Here is a 21,542-nt window from a genome sequence, read left to right as displayed (position 1 = left end):
AGCGCGTCATTAACGCGTTAATTGTGTGTGAAATTAACGTTTTTCATTATTAGTAGCTGTTAATAAAATTTATAATTCATACCTAACTGGAACGTACGACCATAATCTTCACGTTGATAGAGGATTTCACCACCGGATAAATCATTACCTTTGAAATAACGTAAATCTGCTTCATCGGTTAAGTTAATCGCGTCAAAATACACGCTGAGGCTTTTCGTAAAATCATATTTCACTTTCATATCAAAGGTTAAGATATCGTCTTGGTATATATCAGCCCATGACTTACAGGTATGTGGGTCTGATACAGAAGCTGATACTGGACAAGAGCCAACCTCTTCAAGGATATCTGAGCGGTAATTACTAATTAGGCGTAACGAGAAAGTCTCATCTTCCCAACCAACAGCAATGTTACCGGTGATATCTGCTTGGCCTGGTAGCTGCATTTTGTCTTGACGAATAGTGGCGTCGAGTTCGGCTTCACTTTTTACAAAGGTCATATTACTTTGCCAAAATAAGCCATTTTCGAAGAACTGATTGTAACTAAGCTCAATCCCGTAGACTGTGGCTTTATCACCATTGAGGGTGATATCAACCTGATTTAGAGCAAGATCTTGAGGAATTGCAAAATCAGATACTTGGTTTACAGGTAAAGTAAGCGGGAGCTCATCTATGCTCATTTGAATACCGGTGACATCGACGATGAAGTTATCAATATTTTTGTAAAATACTGCAGCTTCCATAAATAACTCTTTTGATGGATACCAGCCAAACGAAGCGTCAAAGTTATCCGAAGTCATTGCCACCAAATTTGGGTTACCTACTTGTAACGCATTGTCTGGCCCTAAAATATAGCCTTGTAAATCAATTGCGCTTTGTCCATCTGGTGAGTTGTAGCATTCATTAGTCGTTGGATCACATAAACTAATATCACTATCAAAACGCGCATAACCACGGGCTTGCTTAAACGAAGGGCGGGTATAACTAGTCCACAGTGATGTACGAACCAACATTTCAGGATTTGGTTCGTAGCGTATATGCATACTTGGGAAAAATTCACTGTAGGTAATGGATGCCTCAGGTAAAGGTACCGAAATATCTAAGGTGTGATCACCGCCAAAATTCCAATCATCATTTGATAATGACATATAACCGGTTGATGAAAATTCGGTATGTGCATAGCGTACACCGGTAATAACACTGACCTGCTCTGATAGCTGCAGCTCAGTCATAATATAAGCTGCGTAGGTATCTTCGTATAAGGTATAGTCTTCTTTGGTGCTGTCAATTGACACCTCGCCACCGGTGGCACTGTCGCGCGTAATTTTAGTTGAGTCAACTATGTACTCAAGGTCTTCGTTGCTAACAAAAGGATAGGTAAATAAGCCACCCTCAGGAACCGCAAAGTTATAATCAGTAACATTTGAGTTGCCGACTGTAATACAGGTTTCATCCGTTCCACAATCGAGAGGATTTATTGCATAGCTCCAGCGATCTTTATCACGGAAGTGTTCGCGTTCGTTATAAGTGCCACCAATTTTAATGAAATTCAGGTACTCAAAATCAAAGTCTTTTTGTAAGTTTAGCTTGATACTGGTGACTTCGTCTGTTCGGACACTGTCTTCCATAAATAAGTTGTCGTATTCCATATTTGATAAATCGCTGATATCACCATCGGCTTCACCGGCAAAAACATCATTATCTGGATCTAACGCAAAACCACCTAGGGCAGCAGCTTCTTCAGGAGTTAGCACTTTCGCAACAATATTATTTTTACTACCTTGACCGTAGACAATATTTTCGCGCTCACGAAATTGCACGCGGCGATCACCCACTGATTTATCATCTGTTTTAGAATACGCGTATTCATAATCTACACGTAAAGTATCGGTAATATAGTTTTCACCACCGATGCTGTAATTGGTTGTAGTCGTTTCACCTTCTTGAATGAAAAATTGGTTGTAAATATCGATATCAGACAGCGCAAACTCTTTTGTATCAGTATTTACATAGATAATTTCATCTGCTTGGTCGCCGTTATAAAAGTTATAAAACTCTCTTTGTGCGACGTCATTATCGGTGTAATTTGAGTAGTTACCTCGTATGTAATAAAAACTGTCTGCGGTTGGCTTAAACTCAACATTTAAAGTTGCGGTGGTACGTGTTCGATCAGCAATTTCACGGCGGTTTTCGAGTTGCGCGGGGATCAAAATTTCTGGGGCGACACTGAGTTCTTCTTCGCTTAGACCAATTCCCCCTTGTAAAAAGTTTAATTCGCGGGTGCTATGATGGCGTACTTCATCTACTTGGGTTTTTCTGTCTTCATAGGATAGAGCAAAACCAACCCCTATTTTCTCATCTAAAAATAGTTGTGTACCATCAATGCTAAATTTAGGCGATTGCTCTTCGCGTAATTCACTGTATGAATTTTGTAGCTTCATTTTTAATGTGTTTTTACCACGATCATAGGCAGAGATGGCTTTTACGTTGACTGCACCACCAATTGAATTGAGGTTCATATCTGGGGTAAGGGTTTTAAATACTTCAATGGCTCCTAATGAATCACTGGTGATGCCATCAAGGCCAATTTTACGGTCATCACCTGCGCCAGACAGTTCTGCACCATTCATGCTCACTGATACGAATTTAGGGCCTAAACCACGCACGGCAATGTATTTTCCTTCACCTTCACTGCGTTCAAGTGTCACACCTGGAATTCGACGAAGTGATTCTGCAACATTTTGGTCAACAAAGTTTCCCATGTCATCCGTGGCAATCACTGAGCTAAATGCTTTTGCATCGCGCTCCATAGCACGTGCTTTTAAATCTGCTTGATAAACGCCTGTTACAGCAATGATTTCAATATCATCTTCAGCTTCTACGTTTTTTTTATCTGCTGTTATTTCGGCGTTTGTTGTTGGTTTGTCACTTTCTACCTTTGGCTGTACAGGATCAGCTGTTTGCGCATAAAGTGGCATAGCTACCATTAATGCTGCTGCGATCGTGCTTAATCTCATGCTCTTCATCTTTGTTCCTTTTCCAGGCTTTTAATTGTGTGTGCAAGATATGGGATTCCCGTTGATTCAAATTCCAACTTGCCACCGGTGGCAGAATGGAATAACATGAAGTTAACACTGTATTAATGAAACTGTCAATTTACATATTGACAATTTTTTATTTTAACCAGCATTAAAAACGAAATAGCCAAGGAACATTATGCAAGTTCTGAAGAATAATAATTTAAACTATCTCAATATCGTATTACTAAGCATCATTATTGTGTTAACGGTTTTTGTTTCGACTAATTTATACGCTTCACAAGTTAACACACCATTGGCTTTTCCAACGGCAAAAGGGTTTGGTAAGTACGCAACTGGGGGCATTAATGGCACGCTTTATAGAGTCACTACATTAGAAGATAATTTAGATAAACCGCAACCAGGCAGCCTTCGCTATGCAATTGTGCAAAAGCATCCTCGCACTGTCGTATTTGCGGTATCGGGTGTGATCAAATTGGCAGGGGAACTTAAAATCTCACATGGAAATATAACCATCGCAGGGCAAAGTTCGCCAGGTGGGATTGCCATTGTTGGTGCACCTGTGACGGTTTCATCCGCAGATAATGTGATTATTCGCTACTTACGCTTTCGCTTAGGTACATTTGGTTATGCTGATGATTCATTAACGGTGCGTAACAGTGAGAATGTCATTATTGATCATTGTTCATTGAGTTGGTCAGTGGATGAAACCGCGAGCTTTTATAATAACCGTAACTTTACGTTACAAGATTCAATTATTTCACATAGTTTAAGCCATTCAATTCACCCTAAAGGCGATCATGGCTATGGTGGCATTTGGGGCGGGGCAAATGCGAGCTTTATTAATAATATAATTGCCAATCATGCCAGTAGAACGCCTAGGCTCAATGGTCATAGACTTAAATCACCGTATGCACAAGATGAAGAGTTTGTTGAGCTTATCAATAATATTATTTTTAACTGGGGACATAATAATGTTTATGGATCAGAAAATGGTCGTTTTAACTTGATCAACAATTATTATAAACCAGGTAAAGCAAGTAAGATCATGCAGTTTGCTGATATTTGGTATTCCCCAGAGATCAAAGAAAATCAGGCATATATTATGGGAAATGTACTTGAGAATAACCCACAACTGACTGAGCATAATTATTTAGGTGTAAATTATCGCAAAGCAGTCAAAGCAAAACGCACTATCAGTGATGAAAATAGCCAGTGGTTAAGTGATAAACCAATCATTACATCACCCATGCAAACAACCATGGTTTATGTTAGTGCAAAGCAAGCATTTAGTGATGCCATTAAAGGGCAACATATAGGAGCAAGTCGTAATGCACATGGCTATTTCCATGACAGTATTGATACGCTTGTTTATCAACAGCTCGCTGATAGTGTCGCGATAAAGAAAAATGGTTTGATTGATCATGAGTTTGAGCTAATTGGTAATTGGGATGCATATAAACAGGAATTTACAGGGGTTCCTGCAATCGTTGATGCTAATGAAGATGGTGTTGCGGATGATTGGTTCAAACAGCATCAGCTGCAATTAAAAAATGCAACTACAGCGCAGGTTTTGCAGCAGTACTTAAATTCGCTTAGCGACTAACAAAGAAAGCCTTGATGACTTAAAATAACCATTAACTCATCAAGGCTTTAATTTTAACAACAATAATGATCAACGAGTTTTAGCAAATTGTGCTGTTAAAAAGTCATCAATAACACTGGTTGTAGGCGTTAACCACGGCTGGAATAACCAAAATGAATGCGGCGCATCATCAAACTGGTAAACTTCACTGGGTATATGCAACTGTTGCAACTTTTGTATTGCGCTGTCTCTACCTGCACGAAAGCGTGGCACTGAGCTATTAATGAAAAGTGTTGCAGGCGCTTTTTTATCAATATAGAAAATAGGCGATGCGTCGTGCCAACGCTGTGGGATAGTTTCATACCTACCCCCCAACCACTTGCTGGCTGATGTGACGGCCTTGGCTGGGTTGTTTTCAAAAGGCAGTGCTTCAGGGGACGTGAAGTCACTTAAGCCATCTATATTGATCAGCGCTTGGACCTTAAATCGCTTGGAGTTAGTGTCGCTGCTATCAACAATTCCGCCTCTGTAGGCTAACAGCGCGGCTAATTGGCCACCTGCAGAGCCGCCCGATAAAGCAATCTTAGTGCTGTCTATATTATACTGAGCAGCATTATTTTTAAGCCAATGAAACGCATCAACTAAATCCTCAACTGCTGCAGGATAAGGCGCTTCCTTGCTGAGACGGTAACTGGGCGCGGCAACAACATAACCACGTTCTACCAGCGCAATTGCAAGTGCTGTCATTAATGCGGGGGTACCTGATTGCCAGCCACCACCGTGGATCAACATAATCAAAGGCGCCGTTTGTGTTTGCTGTGTTTGCTGATAAATATCTAAAGTCTGTGCACTGGTTTTAGTTTGTTTGTAAACCAGTGCTTTATGAGCGATTACAGAGTCAGGAAGTGTCGTTGCGGGCACCTGCATGTGTGGATAGTGTTTGATTAGTTTTTTATAAGTATTTTCAACGGTGTAATCAGCTGCTATGCATGGCTGAACACAGAGCAATAATACGGCAAAAAAGTTCAACGTTTGATGTTTTAGCATATTCATTTAATCCAAAGTGTCGTAACGGGCATAGTCAAAATCGGCATAGCTGCTAGCGCCGGGAGTTTGCGACAGGCTAAATAAGCCTAACTTAGCACCTACCCAGCGGCCTTTTTTAGCTTGGAAGTGTTCACCAATAATTTGAAACTCAGCACTTGCAGCGGTTCTATAACTAAAAATGGCTGTGGCGCCTGGTTGTAGAACGACTTTTAGTTCAAGATAGGGTTGTGTCAGTGGTTGTTGCTCTACGATACTTTCTGTACAGCCTTTTCTCGCATTAAAACAGTGCACATAGACTAGCTGTTGTTCGCCAGTAGAAGATGTTTTGATACCAATCCATGCATAGTCTTCACCAAATAAAATTAGTCCTGAGGAACTAGCAGAGGTTGTTTGGTTGACCTGCAATGTGGTTGTAAAAGCAAACTGTTCTGCAGGGATCTTTTGCAGTAACAATGAAGGCGTTGACCATAAATTAGTATTGTTTTGTGCTGTAATTTGCTGCGAGTGTAAGCGTAAAAAGCCGGGGTTGTCTGTCAGTGAATACCAGCTGTTACTTGGATTTGCATTCCATTGCCATAATAAGCTTAGCTCAGCGCTGTTGAATTCATCATTGTTCACTATGCTGGTGGGTTGTGGGTTAATTTTGCTTCTAGGTTTAGTGTGCTGTAAAACCGGTTGCCCAGTTCCATTACCATTTTTATCTATGCCTATGATTGGCCAATCATTGTCCCAGCGCAGAGGTTGTAAATGGGTGATTCGACCATACGCTTGTTTGCTTTGAAAGTGAATAAACCAGTCCTCATCAAATTGGGTGTGAACCCACGCACCTTGATGAGGACCGTTGATCACTGAATTACCTTGCGCCATTACTACTTTGGCTTCATAGGGACCGGTAATTTTTTTTGCTCTAAATACCGATTGCCAACCTAAATCTACCCCACCTGCAGGCGCAAAAATATAGTAGTAACCGTTACGTTTATAAAATTTAGGACCTTCAATGGTGCGATATCCAGGGTGATTTTTACCATCGACAATGTGTGTAAATTTATCACTGACCCAACTTGCGTCATCTTTCATTTCACGCAGCGTTAGTACATTATTAAAGCCAGCACGACTTTTTGCCCATGCATGTATTAAGTAGGTTTTACCATTGTCGTCCCATAAAGGTGCCGGGTCGATTAATCCTTTACCCGCTAAAATAAGCTGTGGGGTTGACCAAGTTCCAGCAGGATCATCTGTTGTGGTTACATAAATACCAAAATCAGGATCAGGGTAAAAAATCCAAAATTTATTATCATGAAAACGGATTGTTGGTGCCCATACGCCGTTGCCATGTTGTACTTTTGCAAAGTGGGCTTGTGGCAGCTGTATTGGCAGCGCATAATTTATTAACTGCCAATTGACTAAATCGGTAGAGTGTAAAATAGGCAAGCCAGGTGCAGAGTTGAAGCTAGATGCTGTCATGTAATAATCGCCATTAACAGCTACTACATCCGGGTCGGAATAATCGGCATGCAAGATTGGGTTTTTATATTCGCCATTACCTAGATCTGCTTGCCACGGGCTTTGAGTGTGTGTTGACGATAGTAATTGCGACTCTTTTGCATAACCTAGGCTGCTACTTAAGCAAACGAGAAAAAGTGCTAAATAGAAATAGTATTTGTTGCTTAGCATCGGTTATTTCTCCATTTCTAAACTAGCAAGAATAAAAGGGCCGACTGCTTTAGGATCGTTCGCGCGTACATTTTCACTGATGTAATAAGCAAAGCTGCCATCTCGATATGGTTTACCGCCAAGTCCTGCTACTTCACATACTTGTTGGATTGATAAGGTGTTATCTGCTTCACGTTTGATAAAGTTGCTAACTACAGCATTAAAGGTATTTTTTGCAATCACTTGGTAGCTATCAGACAAGTAACCTTGATTAACAGCTCTTGCAATCGCATAGCTGAGCATAGCACTGCCAGAGGATTCTAAATAATTACCGTCTAATTCACCTTTATCTGTAACTTGATACCATACAGCGGAGTCAGAACGCAGCTTTAACATGTTATCTATCAATGTATTAAAGCGCTGTGATAGCCACGCTTTTTTAGGGTGATCATTCGGTAGTTGATCTAATACATCAACCATTGCCATGGCGTACCAACCGATAGAGCGCGACCAATGATTAGGTGATTGTCCGGTTTTTTTATCAGCCCAACGCTGTTGTTTAGATTCATCCCAGCCATGTACAGGTAGAGAGGTGTCACTGCGATAAGTATGTTGTTCAATTAATTCAAACTGTTTTATAACATCATCATACTGATCGACTGTCCCAAAGCGGCGGATATATTCGGCATAAAAGGGCGCTGCCATATATAAACCATCAAGCCACATTTGCGAGGTATAGCGTTTTTTATGCCAAAAGCCACCATCAATTGTGCGAGGTTGTAATTTGAACTGTGCATATAAAGTATCGAGGGCAAGACGATATTTACGATCTTTTGTTTCATCAAACATAAAAAACAGTAACTTGCCGGCATTGAGCATATCGAGATTATATTTGCTCATTACGTAGGTTTTAATACTGCCATCTTCCATTACTAACGCGTCTACATATTCTTTAATGTAATTGAAATAGCGTTGTTCTGGTTGATGCTGATAGAGCTTGGCAAATGACAGTAACACTAAGCCATGGGTGTAATCCCAGCGCGGTTCAGTGCGCCAATCAATGGTGTAGGCCTGTGGATTACGGATCATCTCAGAGTTAGCCATTTGCACGGCATAGCTCAGTGAGTTGTTATTATTTTGCGCAGACACATTCATTATTGAGCAGAATAAGCAGCAGAGCAAAAATGAAAAAATATTTTTATTTACGCTGTTTTTATTGATTTTGATTATACGCATCATAAATCCTTATGAGCTTAGTGTGCTGATGTTGTTGAAGGGAAGTGAGTTTTGGCCGGTAAGCAAAATGCGATGGACTTTGCTTTCCGGCTGAATAATCTATGGCTGTTTAGTTGTTACCAGCTAGAAGCTTAGCTACTTCAAGGCTTGCTAGAATGAAGGGACCATTTCCTTTAGGATCATTTTTGCTGACCGGCTCGCTCATATAATAGTGATAACTACCATCACGACCAAAGCCAAGGCCTGCAACATAGCATTGGTTTGTCATACTTACCGTGCCATCGCTATGTACTAATGTAAATTGGTTAAGTAAACCTTGATACGCTGCAAGGGCAGTGTCTTGATAATCAGCATCGATATAGCCATTATTAAGTGCTTTGGCATAAAAGTAAGCAAACATGGCTGTTGAAGTTGATTCTTGGTAGTTACCTAAAGCCGTTGGTTTGTCTAAAACTTGCCACCATGTGCCGGTATCAGTATCTTGAACTTTGGCAATATCCGTGGCCAACTCTTTTACCATGGCGAGTAAGGTATCGCGTTGCTCTGTGTTTTTTGCTGGGATGTAATCGAGTACATCAACCACTGACATAGCGAGCCACCCCATACCACGGCCCCAAAATTCTGCAGAAACACCCGTTTGTTTATTTGCCCATGCTTGCTGTTTAGATTCATCCCAACCGTGATAGTACAACCCTGTTTTTGGATCGCGTAGTGCTTCACGAGTGAGCTTAAATTCGTTTACAACCTCGGCGAAGGTTTCTTGTTGCTGATGGCCCGTTTCAAATAAGCTACCGTACTGGGCTAAAAACGGCATACCCATATAAACGCCATCTAGCCACACTTGATGTTGATATTTGTTTTTGTGCCAAAATGCGCCTTGTGATGTACGTGGCTGTAACTGTAATTGTGCACGTAAAGCTTTTGCGGCAGATAAATATTGTTGCTGCTGGGTATCTTGGTATAGCTGGATAAGATTACGCCCAGGCGGAATGTTATCAATGTTAAAATTGCTTTGTTTATAGGCGGTGATTTTGCCTTGTTGATCAATAAAGCTACCAGTAACTTGGGCAATCACATTCTTATAAGTTTGATCATCAGTTGCCATCCCTAATTGGTAGTAAGCATATGGCTGTAAGCCGATAATGTCGTATTCAAACTTTGGGCTGCGCTTACGGTTCACATCCCAGCCATTGGCATGATAGCCTAGTGCTTTTCTTTTCAGCTCTGAATCGGCAAGGGCGCGGGCCCATTCAAGGGCTATTTTATCATTAAGCGGTTGCGTCGTTTTTTTTGCTGTAACTGTGGTATGCAAAGTAATGCGTGGTTTAATTGTCAATCTTTCAGCTTGTTGATCAAGGTACTCAATAAAGCTTTCTTTATCGTTGATACCACTTTCAGGTTGCCAAACAGAGGCAAAATAGTAATCAGTATGCTGTGTACTTTGTCCTTTAGGTTTGAGTACTGCAAGGTAGTTATTTTTGTCTTGGCGCACGTCAATGACATCACCTTTTTTAAAGAAAACCGCCATACCTAAAGCTGATTTATCTAAGCTTTGATTCCCCCAACTGGCAATATAGCTATAGCCATAATTACTCATTGCATCCAGATCACCTTGAATAAACTCAGTATCTGGGTGTTTGACCACACCGGCTACTAAATTAGGCAAATCTTTATCAGTGTTCAGTTCTACATGTGCCAAACGTGAGCCGCCGTGCATACTAATATTGGCTATTAAATCTTGCTGTTGATAGCTGTTTTGCCAGCCTTGATACTCAATTTGTATACTGGCGCGTAAATCGCCATTTTCAATAATCCGCGCTGTACGTTTGCTAACATCAGATACATGTTCCAGCTCATCATTATTACCCATCAAACCAAATCCGCCAGCACCTAAAGACTTACCCACTTTAAGGATATCCATGCCCCAGTCTTGTTTGTCATGATACGAAGAATAACCATCAAGGCCGACAGTATGTAGCACAGGTTGTGTTGTTAATTTGCCGAAAATATCAAAACCATTACGCCAATCTAGATAAAAGCGGTAACCGACTTTATCCGACTCAATACCTGGGCCTTCATAACGGATCCAATTTGAATGATCGGTGTAATAATCTGGTGGTGTTAACTCATCAACATTTTTAAATTCACCGCCTACATACTCTTTTTTACCTGTGCCAACTTGGTGTTTTGGCGGACGAGAATGAGGCTGCCATTGACCACCTTGTTTATGGGCAAGATCAGCTTGAACACGTTTTGTTTGTGCTGTGATTGATGGGCTACTTTGCTGTGTAATGGTGACTTCAATCGGTTTATCATTTAAATCGACAATAAAATACACACCATCAAGTTCACCGTCTGAATCAATATCTACTGCTTGGCTTGGTAATACTTGCTGCGCTGTTTTTACAGTTAAAGCAGCAGTTTGGCTAAGACCTAAATCGTAATAGCTAAGATAGATAGGCTCGTCAGGGCGTTTAAACGAAGATGGATTAACAATGTCCACTTTAGCAACTAATGCGCTTCCAAGGGAGTTAGTTTCGCTCGCTTGCAGTGGTGTTTTAAGATCTGCATGTTCTTGGCATGCAATCAATAATAGGCTAGAGCTTAGAGCTGTTCCCATCAAAATGCGCTTTGATAACAGTGATGTTTTTAAAGTCATTGTGTGTCCTCAATGGTTGAGCCACTTAAATTAAGTGGCTCTATTATTGTTATTTATCGAGATTGTATGCTTTTTTCACTAGCCCATAGGTTAGTTGATAAGCCAGAGTCTGGGCAGTACTTTCGCTAATTTGATGATTTGCTACAAGCTCTGCTAAATAGCGACAATCAACGCGGCGTGCAACATCATGACGAGCTGGAATTGATAAAAATGCGCGGGTGTCATCATTAAAGCCAACCGTGTTATAAAAACCAGCTGTTTCAGTTGTTTGCTGTCTAAAACGAAGCATACCGGCGGGGCTGTCATGGAACCACCAAGCAGGACCTAACTTGAGGCTAGGGTAGTGACCCGCTAGTGGCGCAAGCTCTCGACTATAGGTCGTTTCATCTAATGTAAATAGGATGATTTTAAGATCCGGGTGATTTCCGTATTTACTCAATAGTGGTTTGAGTGCATTAACGTATTCAGTTTGGCTTGGAATATCACAGCCTTTATCACGGCCAAATTGATCAAATAACGCTTGGTTATGATTACGATGCGCGCCAGGGTGAATTTGCATCACTAAACCATCTTTAATGCTCATACCGGCAAGCTCAGTGAGCATTTGGCCACGGAATAATTCTTGCTCTTGCTCTGTTGAATGGCCTGTTCGACATTTTTCAAATAATGCTTCACATTCTGCGGTAGGTAAGTCAGCAGTTAATGCAGTAGGGTGGCCATGATCGGTTGCTGTTGCACGTCCTTCAATACGAAAGTAATCACGACGTATTTGAATTGCCGCTAAATAACCTTGCCAAGTCGTTGTATCTTGGTCGGTTATCTCACCAAGTTTAATTACGTTGTCGATAAAATCTTCACGGCTAGCATCAACCACATCATCAGGTCTAAAGGTGGTGATCACACGTTTTTCCATTGCAGAGCCTGCAATTGCGCGGTGGTGCGGGAGCTGATCAAGTGCACCTTCTGTTGTGGCAATTAGTTCAATATTAAAGCGGTCCATCAGTGCATGAGGCTTGAACTCGGGTGTTGCTAACGCAGCTGTAATTTTTTGATAATAGTGCTGACCATTTTCCGAGCAAAGTTTTTCAGTAAACCCAAACACATCACTAAATACCGCATCTAACCAATAGCCACTTGGCGTTCCGGCATACAGGTGATAGTTATCAGCAAAGATTTGCCATACTTTTTCAGGATCAGCTGCTTTTGAACGAGCCATATCGCCTTGCAGCCCATGCTCAGGTACTCCTAAATCAGTCATTGGGATACCTTGACTGTAGAGCATTCTAAACACGTAGTGATCGGGTTTTATAAATAGCTCAGTAGCATTGCCAAAGTTTTCATTTTCATTAAACCAACGTGGATCAGTGTGACCGTGCGGACTAACTATCGGTAAGTCTTTAATTGATTCATATAACTTTCTAGCGATAGCAACGACGCTAGGATCGCTTGAAAATAAACGATCTGGGTGCAATTCTAAAGGTTCGATATTGCTCGGCATTGAAGATTCCTTAACTGTTCTGCTTGTTTATTGCCACCGGTGGCATGTAAAGGTAAATTACACTGACAACGTATGGCAGTCAATATGTTAATTAGTTGTTGTTTAGTACCTGAAGGCAGGCTTGCGTGATTTTGTCATAGTCTTTACTTTGTACCCATTGTGGTTGTGCAACCCAGGTTCCACCCACAGCCATCACATTATTAAGTGCTAAATAGTCTTTAAAGTTTTGTTCATTAATGCCACCTGTTGGGCAAAAGCGAATATCAGCAAATACGCTGCTGACTGCTTTTAAAAACTGCTCGCCACCACACAAAGAGGCAGGAAATAATTTTTGCTCAGTAAAGCCATATTCTTTAGCAAGTAAAATATCGGCGGTGTTTGAAACACCCGGCACAACGGGCACAGAAGATTGACTAAGGGCATCGAGTAATCGTGGTGATACCGCAGGAGTAACAATAAAATCACTGCCGGCGGCAAGACTTTTTGCAAGTAATGCTTGATCAGTAATCGTGCCGGCACCAACGCATAAATCGGGTAGTGCTTTTTTAATCGCGATTAATGCGTCAAGGGAAGCTGGCGTTCGCAGCACAACTTCCACTAAATGAATGCCAGCCTTGTGCATTGCAGTGGCAATAGCCACACCTTCTTCACTACTGTTTGCTTGGATGATAGGCAATATAGGTTGGTTGCCTAATAATGTTGAAAACACGGTCATACAATTTTCCTATTAATACTTATTATTTTTGTAATTGAGCCATAGTTAACGGCTGTTTGTTTAAAGTGACATTGGTTAAGCTCATGTTATTCACATTAGCAACAATAGAATCATCACCCACTTGGTCAAAATGACAGTCGATAAAATGGATATCGTTCATTGGTGCGCGTGCAAAGCCATTGAGGTAAAAAGCCTTACTCAACACATTTTTACAATGTAGGTTTTCAATTTGAATATCACGAACTGTTGGGTCGAACTGTCCCGCATCGCCTTCTTCATAAAAAAAGTTGATCACAACAGCATTTTTAACCGTGCCAACTTCGATGTTACGTATGCGAATATGCTCGATCAAACCGCCACGTACTGAGTTAGTTTTGATACGAATAGCGCGCTCTAGGTGGGGGCTGTCCATGGTGCAGTTTTGCACAAAGACATTATTTACACCGCCAGATATCTCACTGCCGATCACAACACCACCATGGCCTTCTTTCATATGGCAGTTTTCAATAACAATGTTTTGCGATGCTACCCCAACACGGCGACCATCAGCATTTCGGCCCGATTTGATCGCGATACAATCATCACCGGTATCAAAGACACAGTTTTTAATGTGCACGTGGTCACAACTTTCTGGATCACAGCCGTCTGAATTAGGACCATGGCTTGAAAAATTGACGTTATCAACCGTAACACTTTGGCATAAAACCGGGTTCACTAACCAAAAAGGTGAGTTTTTAATTGTTACGCCTTCGATTAAAATATTTTTACATTTATACGGTTGAATAAAAGGAGGGCGTAAATAGGCACCAGTACTGTATATACGTTGGCTGACAGGCACACCAGCTTCGGCATCAACCATTAACTGATCACGTGCTTCACGCTGGTGCAATACTTTACCTTGGCTATCTTTAATTAAATCCCAATGACCTTCCTTGTGTGGTCCCTTCCAAGGCCACCATGTTTGGTTATCACCATTTCCTTGCAGTGTTCCTTTACCTGTGATGGCAATGTTTTCTTGTTCATAAGCATAAATCAGTGGTGAGTAGCCCATCATTTCTAAGCCTTCCCAGCGAGTAAATACCTCTGGTAAGTAATGATTAGGATCAGTGCTGAAACTTAATATTGCCTTATCAGCCAAGTGTAAATTTACGTTAGAAAGTAAATGAATGGCACCGGTCAAGTAGGTACCATCCGGAATATAGACCTGACCACCTCCTTGTGCGTGGCAGGCTTCAATGGCGCTTTTAATTGCTTGCGTACAATCATATTGTCCATTTTCTTTTGCACCAAAGTCTTTAATATTAAATTGTTTAGCAGGGAAGGTCGGTACTACAATCGCTGATTTGATTAGTGCAGCCATTTGCCAATCGTCTGCGCTAATAGGCGCTTCAAAAACATTGAGCAAAGGCGCTGACTGACAGCCCATTAAAGTTGCTGTTACCAAAGTGCTAGAAGCTAATGCTTTGAGAAAATAGCGTCGTTGATTATTCATCTTGTATCCTGCTGCTGTAATTGGAATTATTATAATAAGCTAACATTAGCAGTTATTGCCACCGGTGGCAATGGTGTTTTATTACTAAGTTTAAGTTTTAAAAGACTTATTTTTTGAAAAAGTTATTTAAAATTAGTAACTAATAAAATAATCGACAGTAAAAACCATCGATTATGCACGGGGAGAGTATTTTATTGCAGACATAGCCCAGTAGACGAGGCTATGTGTTGATTAAGTTTAGAAAGTGCCCCTTACACCCACTAAGAATTGGCGACCCGATGACAGGTTTTCGTAAGGGCGTGGCGTGTAAATATCATTCCACATATCTTGTTTTTCATCTGTTAAATTAACGGCTTCAAATGAAACACTCATTTTCTCTGTTAACTTGTAGCGGGCAGAGAAATTAAGCTTCGCCTTTGCATCATAACCACGCACAAAGGTTGATTCATCTTTATATTCGTCTAAATATTGTTTGTTATAGCCGCTTCGGTAGTTATAAGAAAAACGAGCCGACCAATCGTCTACTTGATAGTACAAGGTTATGTTGTATGTGTTCTTTGATGTTTCTTCTTCTACTAAGTTAAGTTGCGTGCCGTAAAATGGGTCTTCTATATCACGTGTATAATCAATATAGGTGTAGTTAGTTTGTAAACCTAAGGCATTAAATGGTTCAGGTAAGAAGGTAAAAGGCTGTTGATAAATAAATTCTGCGCCCCACATGCCTTCAGCATCGGTATTGACAAGTTGCGATACTTGCCAAGTCACAGTGCTAGGATCTGTGTCGCCAAGGTCGATACCAAGTCTATCAAGTTCGGCTTGTGATAAAACCTGCTCAGAGCTTGCTTTTGTTAAACCCGAAATATTTTTATAAAACAGTGATGTTGCAAGCAGTGACTCTTCAGCAAAATACCATTCCAAACCTAGATCGTATTGTTTCGCTTTATAAGGCTTGAGTGACGGGCCTGCACCCATCTTAATTGTCGCTGATGGATCATCAATACTCGGCGTATTAATACTGATTGAAGAACGCAAATCAGATAGTTTTGGGCGAGTAATTGCGTGTGAATAACTAAAGCGACCGACTAAGTCCTCAGTGATATCGTAAGCAAGGTTTAATGATGGCAGCCATTCATCTCCTTCACTCACAGACTCACGCCAACCATAACCTGCAGCATAGTTTGCACCGTCGCCACGTCCCGCAGTGAAACCATCTTTGTAAATATGATCTAAATTTACGATACGACTGGTGTTTTTGTTATCAACATAACGCACACCAACATTACCACGTAGCTCTTTATCAAATATGTAGTTTCTGAAATCTAACTGGACAAATGCTGTAGCAACTTCTTCTTTAATATAATAAGTGCGTCTAAAATCTTCTTTGGCTTGAAAAAAGTCTGCCCCAGCAAAGGCGTTGTACATGGCATTATAATCAGGTGCTAACCAAGTACTACTGTTAAGCGTTGATGAACCAGGAATTGAAGCGTTGTTACCAAAACTTACACCTTGTTTATCTAAAGTGGTATTGAACAAGCTGCCATCAATTTGGGCTGCATCTAGCGATATAACACGCTCTTCTGCTATTGCGCCTGATGTTTTGTTTGTTTCTTTATTGATGTCTTTCCAGTTATTTAAATTATAGTGTTGTTCTGTTTCAAAACTACGCTGACCCACACCAAACTTAACCGTATATTCATCGTTAATCTCGTATGTAAAATCAACTCTAATAGTTTTGTTTTCACTTTCAATTGTTTGCGAGCGATTACGTACTAAACCAGCGGTGTAATTACTTGGATCTGTCATCACCGACGCTATTTCATCTTTACTATAATTCCCGCCAGGTGGCTGACCTGCTGCAAATGCAAATGATGGCATATTAGTGTTTAATTCACCGCTACCAATCGCTTGTCCGCCTGGGTTATTAATTAATGATAATGGGTCTATATTACTATCAAAACTATAGGCCACGGTAGATTGATTACTATCTAGGGCAAAGGTGGTCATATTCGGAATGTCTAAATCTGATTTACCCTGGCCTATCAGGAAGTTCATTTTAAAACGATCGTTAATAAACCAATTTCCAGTAAAGCTAACTTGGTCAAATGCTGATTCAGATGTATCTTTGCGTGTTTCTGAACGGATAATGGCGTTTGAATATGCACCTGCGACTATGGTGTTGTTGGCATCGACATAAATGTTTTCAGGGACGATATCTTTTTGATCTCGTAATAATACTTCGTAGTGATATTCTTCAGAATCATTATCCAAGCTTGCATGCAACACATCTAAGTTGAATGAGAGATCATCAGTAGGCGCATATTGAAAAGCAATTGTTGCACCAAGACGTTTTTGTTGTTTTGAATACAATGAATAGCGAGGAATACGCGGTAAATATAATCCATCTAAATTTTCATTGGTGTAATTCCCGTTTGGCATTAGTAATGTTTTCGGTGCTACGGTAAGATAATTTGAGCCGCCTTGACCAACAGGTAAACCATCTTCGACAAAACTGGGATTGTTTACAGTCCAACGTCCAGTTGAAGAACCTTCACTTTGTACTGTGCCATCAGAGTATGCAATAGAGGCAAGTACACCAAACTTATTATCCCAGTTATTACTGAGCATAAAAGAAGCACGAGGCGATACATCCTCATCAACATCACTATAACGAGCATTGACATTGTAAGCGCCTTTAAAGCCATCATATTGAAATGGACGCGCCGTTTGTAAGTTTACATTCCCTGAAATGCCGCCGTCTTCAAGTTCAGCAGAAACGGTTTTATTAATATCTATTTGGGTAAACAGTTCAGATGCGAATACGTTAAAATCAAAAGCACGAGAGGTATTAGAACCACCAGCCGCATCAGTAGCAGCACCAGCAGATGCTGATTCCATGCCATTAATTGTGGTTTTAACGTAACGAGAACCTAAACCGCGAATGGTAATTTGACGACCTTCACCCGCATCCTCCTCAATAGAGATACCAGGTACGCGTGAAAGAGAATCTGCCACATTTAAGTCAGGAAATTTACCAATATCTTCTGCAATGATGGTTTCACGGGTGCCTACGGCTTCACGCTTAGACATTAAAGCGGCATTGATACTACCGCGAAAACCTTTTACTTCGATCACTTCAAGTTGATCATCAGCAACAGCTTCATCTTGAGGGGCTGCATATGCTAAGCCACTGGTCAATGCGCCACTGAGTATTAAATTGGTCATTAACTTACTAAGTTTAAAATTGTGTGTGCTGGTTGTCATAGTGGTTCCACGTTCTACTTATTGTTATTAAGTTAACATGACTTAAAAGAGAGTGTTTGTCATGTCCTTGTTCTGATTTTTATTGCACCTAACCTCATAATCCATAATGGGAAAAACAACGAGAAAGCAAGTAGCAAAGTGTTTTAAGAAATGGCTTGCTACCGGTGGCACAAAATGAAAAATATAGCGTTATTGATGCGAAGTCAAATGAAAAACATAACATTATTCATCATTAATTTACATTTAGAACAGCATACGAATACCATTCAAGTGCAACATTATCTATAAGTACTATGATTTAACTGATTATTTGCCACCGGTGGCATTGTATTTTAATTATAAATAATGGATGCGCTACTTTAGTCGTATAAAAACAATATAAGAATATTTTTGTTAGTATGTGAGTAATTTTTGATTATCAATTAACAAAGGCAATTAACATTGAGTTGTTGGTATTGTGCGTAAAAAAACAGCTTAATTAAAATGTTAATTAAGCTGTTTTCCTTAGGGGAGTTTAAAATTTAAATACTGTTTTACAAGTTGTAGCGTATTCCTAAAAAGAACTGTCGGCCGGTATGATTATATTCACGCGGTAAATCTAAACTGCCATCACCTGTTGTATATAGGCGTTCATACTCATCGGTAAGGTTAATAGCTTCAAATGTTACAGTGACATTTTCATTAATATTATAAAAAGCAGATAGGTCAAAATGTGTTGGACCAGATGTCGCTTCTTCGGCATTACCATTGTTACCCGTGTAATCTGTGATGTAATTGTCGCGTTTATTTACTGAGGCACGAGCGCCATAGTTTTCTTCTTCATAATACAGGGTAAAGTTATAAGAATTTTTAGAAAGGCCGGTAATTTCACCTGCAGAGACATACGTATAGTTAGACACTAACCCCATATTTTTTAACAACCCAGGTAGGAATGAAAAAGGTTGCTGATAAATAAGTTCAAGGCCTTTGATCACAGTACCTTGTCCATTTACAGGGACGAAATGTGTGTAAGGGGTAGTTCTAGGATCGAGCGCACTTGATGGATCATATTGCGGATCATTATCAATAAAGGGTAAATAAGCAGGATCGACGAGTTTTTCTTCACTATCACTTTTTATAAAAGAGCCAATGTCTTTGTAAAACGCTGTTGCTGCTAATAGCGACTCTTCTGCAAAGTACCATTCAACACCAACGTCTGTATTGGTAGAGGTGAAAGGGTCTAAGAATGGGTTACCCGCACTAACAGTGCCGTTTAAATAAGAAAACGATGGATTACCAGGATTGAGTGAACTCAAACTCGGGCGGGTCATGGTTTGAGATAAACCCAGCCTTACAATCACATCATCGGTTGCATCAAGGGCTAAATTTAGCACCGGTAAAACATTGTCATAGCTATTGTCGATTGATACCGCATCAGTTTGAATAAAACCTGTTGATGTGGTTTCAGTTTTTACATAGCGAACACCTGCATTGGTGCGTAGTAGCATATCGGAAATTTCATATTCAAAATTAGTTTCCACATAGGCAGCCATTGTTTCTTCTTCAACTTTCCAGCTTTGTGCACTGCGTGGCACCCACTCTTTAACTAAAAGCTGTGAATTTATTGCATCAAAATCAGCCACTATAAAGGGTGATAACGTGCCGTCATAACCGGTGCCAAAATCATCGTAGGGCATTAACTGAGAAAATCCAGCTGCAGAATCTTGATCAGGAAAACCGTTTATTTGTGATTCATCGTAACTAACCGTTCTGTCGTTATAGGCTATACCGCCTTTGATATTCATCATATCCATCTCGTATGATAAATCAATTTTAGCGGTGTCATTTTCGCGCAGTACATCGGTTGCACGTAAGCGCCCATCGGCTAAATCAAAAGAGTTGGCATCTAGAGTATCGTAATCGTAATTCATCACAGCGGTATTATTGCTGGTGCCAAAATCCATCGATACTCTATGAGGTGTGTTATTAGTCATGTTATAACGATACTGCTCAGAGCGAGCATCCGATTCAGCAGTGCCCACCATAGCGTCTAATCGAAGGTAATCAGATAAATGATATTTAGCTGAGAATACGTATTGTTGAAATTTTGTTTTTGAAATCTGCTGACGGCTTTCTACTCGAGATTTAACGCCGTTAAATGTCGCTGCTTGGATCTGTTTGCCATTGTCAGCCACGGTAATCGATTCAGGGGTAATTTCGCTGAATGTGTTTCTAAACATCTCGAAAAAGTTGTACATAGTACGATCATTATCGAGGGTTGAATGTAATGTATCTAGCGTAAGGACCAGATCATCGTTAGGAGCATATTGTAATGAACCGGTAAAGCCTAAACGGTCTTGTTCATTACCAAAAAAATCAGGGCGAGGCAGACGTGGCGTATATAAGCAGTTCACAGCATCGACTGTTTGACCTTCGAACTCACACTCCCCAGTATTGGGTGTGCCAATAACTTCTGTACTAGAGGTGTCAGCATAAATACCGCCACCATCGAGTACGGGGGTGGCCCAGCGCACAGTCCCAAAGCCTTCTTGGCGCACGGTGCGTTCAGATTTTGCGACAGAGAATAAAGCCCCGATTGTATCATCAGCAAATGTGTTGCTGATCATAAATACCATCCGTGGGTCGACTTCTTCAGTGAGGTCGTTATAACCGGCTTGCGCAGACGCTGCAACATGAAAGCCTGTTGTGTCAAACGGACGTGCAGAATACATATCAACAGTCCCGGCTATACCACCTTCTTCAGTTGCGGCCGTGGGCGTTTTTTGGATATCAACACGATTAAATAGTTCGGATGCAAATATATTAAAGTCAAATGCACGGCCACCATTTACGCCGCCACCAGAGTCGGTGCCATCGGTACTAGCAGGTACTTCCATACCGTTTAAGGTAGTACGTGTAAATGCAGGACCTAAACCACGTAAGGTAATTTGCCGTCCTTCACCACCTTCACGAGAAATAGCTACCCCAGGAATACGTTGTAATGATTCGGCGATATTCAGATCAGGGAATTTACCAATATCTTCAGCCGCGATAGATTCAGTGGTATTTACTTCAAAACGTTTAGTTGCTAACGATTTATTTAATGATGATCTAAATCCAGTTACTTGAATTAACTCAATGTCATTTTGGGCTTTAGTATCTGTTTGTGGCTGTTCATCGGCTGCGATTGCATACGATGTTGTGCCCAGTAGTAAGGCACTAACAATGCAGTTAAGTGGCTTGAGAACGAACTTATTTGCAGTCTTCATTGTGTGTTCCTTTTTTATGCTGTTGATTTGAGCTTTTATTTTTATTACTTTATTTAGCCAGTCAAATATAAGTCTATGATTAAATGTCATAAAACTATGATTTGAATCGATAG

At 40.6% G+C, this 21,542-nt stretch carries 11 protein-coding genes; 1 reads left to right on the top strand and 10 read right to left on the bottom strand.

The window, feature by feature from the left end; genetic code table 11:
* Window positions 1-59 precede the first annotated feature (59 nt).
* Window positions 60-3,023 carry a TonB-dependent receptor gene (locus tag H5186_RS04635; RefSeq protein ID WP_182794180.1) on the bottom strand — a complete coding sequence of 988 codons (2,964 nt, stop codon included), beginning with the start codon at window positions 3,021-3,023 and terminating at the stop codon, window positions 60-62.
* Window positions 3,024-3,213: 190 nt separating this feature from the next.
* Here H5186_RS04635 and H5186_RS04630 point away from each other — a divergent pair, with 190 nt between their 5' ends.
* Window positions 3,214-4,641 carry a polysaccharide lyase family 1 protein gene (locus tag H5186_RS04630; protein ID WP_182794179.1) on the top strand — a complete coding sequence of 476 codons (1,428 nt, stop codon included), beginning with the start codon at window positions 3,214-3,216 and terminating at the stop codon, window positions 4,639-4,641.
* 69 nt (window positions 4,642-4,710) lie between these two features.
* Here H5186_RS04630 and H5186_RS04625 read toward each other — a convergent pair whose 3' ends face one another.
* From H5186_RS04625 to H5186_RS04585, 9 genes are all read right to left on the bottom strand, one after another.
* On the bottom strand, window positions 4,711-5,667 hold the full coding sequence (locus tag H5186_RS04625) for an alpha/beta hydrolase (protein ID WP_182761030.1): 957 nt from the start codon (window positions 5,665-5,667) through the stop codon (window positions 4,711-4,713).
* Between the two features lie 6 nt (window positions 5,668-5,673).
* The gene (locus H5186_RS04620; protein WP_182794178.1) at window positions 5,674-7,341 is read right to left on the bottom strand and encodes a glycoside hydrolase 43 family protein; all 1,668 of its coding nucleotides are present in this window, start codon (window positions 7,339-7,341) and stop codon (window positions 5,674-5,676) included.
* Window positions 7,342-7,344: 3 nt separating this feature from the next.
* Window positions 7,345-8,559 (bottom strand): glycoside hydrolase family 105 protein, encoded by a 1,215-nt coding sequence (locus H5186_RS04615; protein ID WP_259400284.1) that lies wholly within the window; start codon window positions 8,557-8,559, stop codon window positions 7,345-7,347.
* Window positions 8,560-8,665: 106 nt separating this feature from the next.
* Window positions 8,666-11,215, bottom strand: a complete 2,550-nt coding sequence (locus tag H5186_RS04610) for a glycoside hydrolase family 88 protein (RefSeq protein ID WP_182794177.1) — start codon at window positions 11,213-11,215, stop codon at window positions 8,666-8,668.
* 49 nt (window positions 11,216-11,264) lie between these two features.
* Complete coding sequence (gene uxaC / locus H5186_RS04605; protein ID WP_182761027.1) at window positions 11,265-12,713, bottom strand: glucuronate isomerase; 1,449 nt, start codon at window positions 12,711-12,713, stop codon at window positions 11,265-11,267.
* Between the two features lie 91 nt (window positions 12,714-12,804).
* On the bottom strand, window positions 12,805-13,428 hold the full coding sequence (gene eda, locus H5186_RS04600) for a bifunctional 4-hydroxy-2-oxoglutarate aldolase/2-dehydro-3-deoxy-phosphogluconate aldolase (protein ID WP_145239081.1): 624 nt from the start codon (window positions 13,426-13,428) through the stop codon (window positions 12,805-12,807).
* Between the two features lie 22 nt (window positions 13,429-13,450).
* Entirely contained in the window at window positions 13,451-14,920 is a 1,470-nt protein-coding gene (locus H5186_RS04595; protein ID WP_182794176.1) for a glycoside hydrolase family 28 protein, read from the bottom strand.
* A gap of 237 nt (window positions 14,921-15,157) precedes the next feature.
* The gene (locus H5186_RS04590; protein WP_182794175.1) at window positions 15,158-18,181 is read right to left on the bottom strand and encodes a TonB-dependent receptor; all 3,024 of its coding nucleotides are present in this window, start codon (window positions 18,179-18,181) and stop codon (window positions 15,158-15,160) included.
* Between the two features lie 533 nt (window positions 18,182-18,714).
* Window positions 18,715-21,429 carry a TonB-dependent receptor gene (locus H5186_RS04585; RefSeq protein WP_182794174.1) on the bottom strand — a complete coding sequence of 905 codons (2,715 nt, stop codon included), beginning with the start codon at window positions 21,427-21,429 and terminating at the stop codon, window positions 18,715-18,717.
* Window positions 21,430-21,542: the final 113 nt, after the last annotated feature.

The organism is Pseudoalteromonas sp. SG41-2 (assembly GCF_014164535.1).
Taxonomy (GTDB): domain Bacteria; phylum Pseudomonadota; class Gammaproteobacteria; order Enterobacterales; family Alteromonadaceae; genus Pseudoalteromonas; species Pseudoalteromonas rhizosphaerae.
This window is presented reverse-complemented; position numbering and strand designations above follow the sequence as displayed.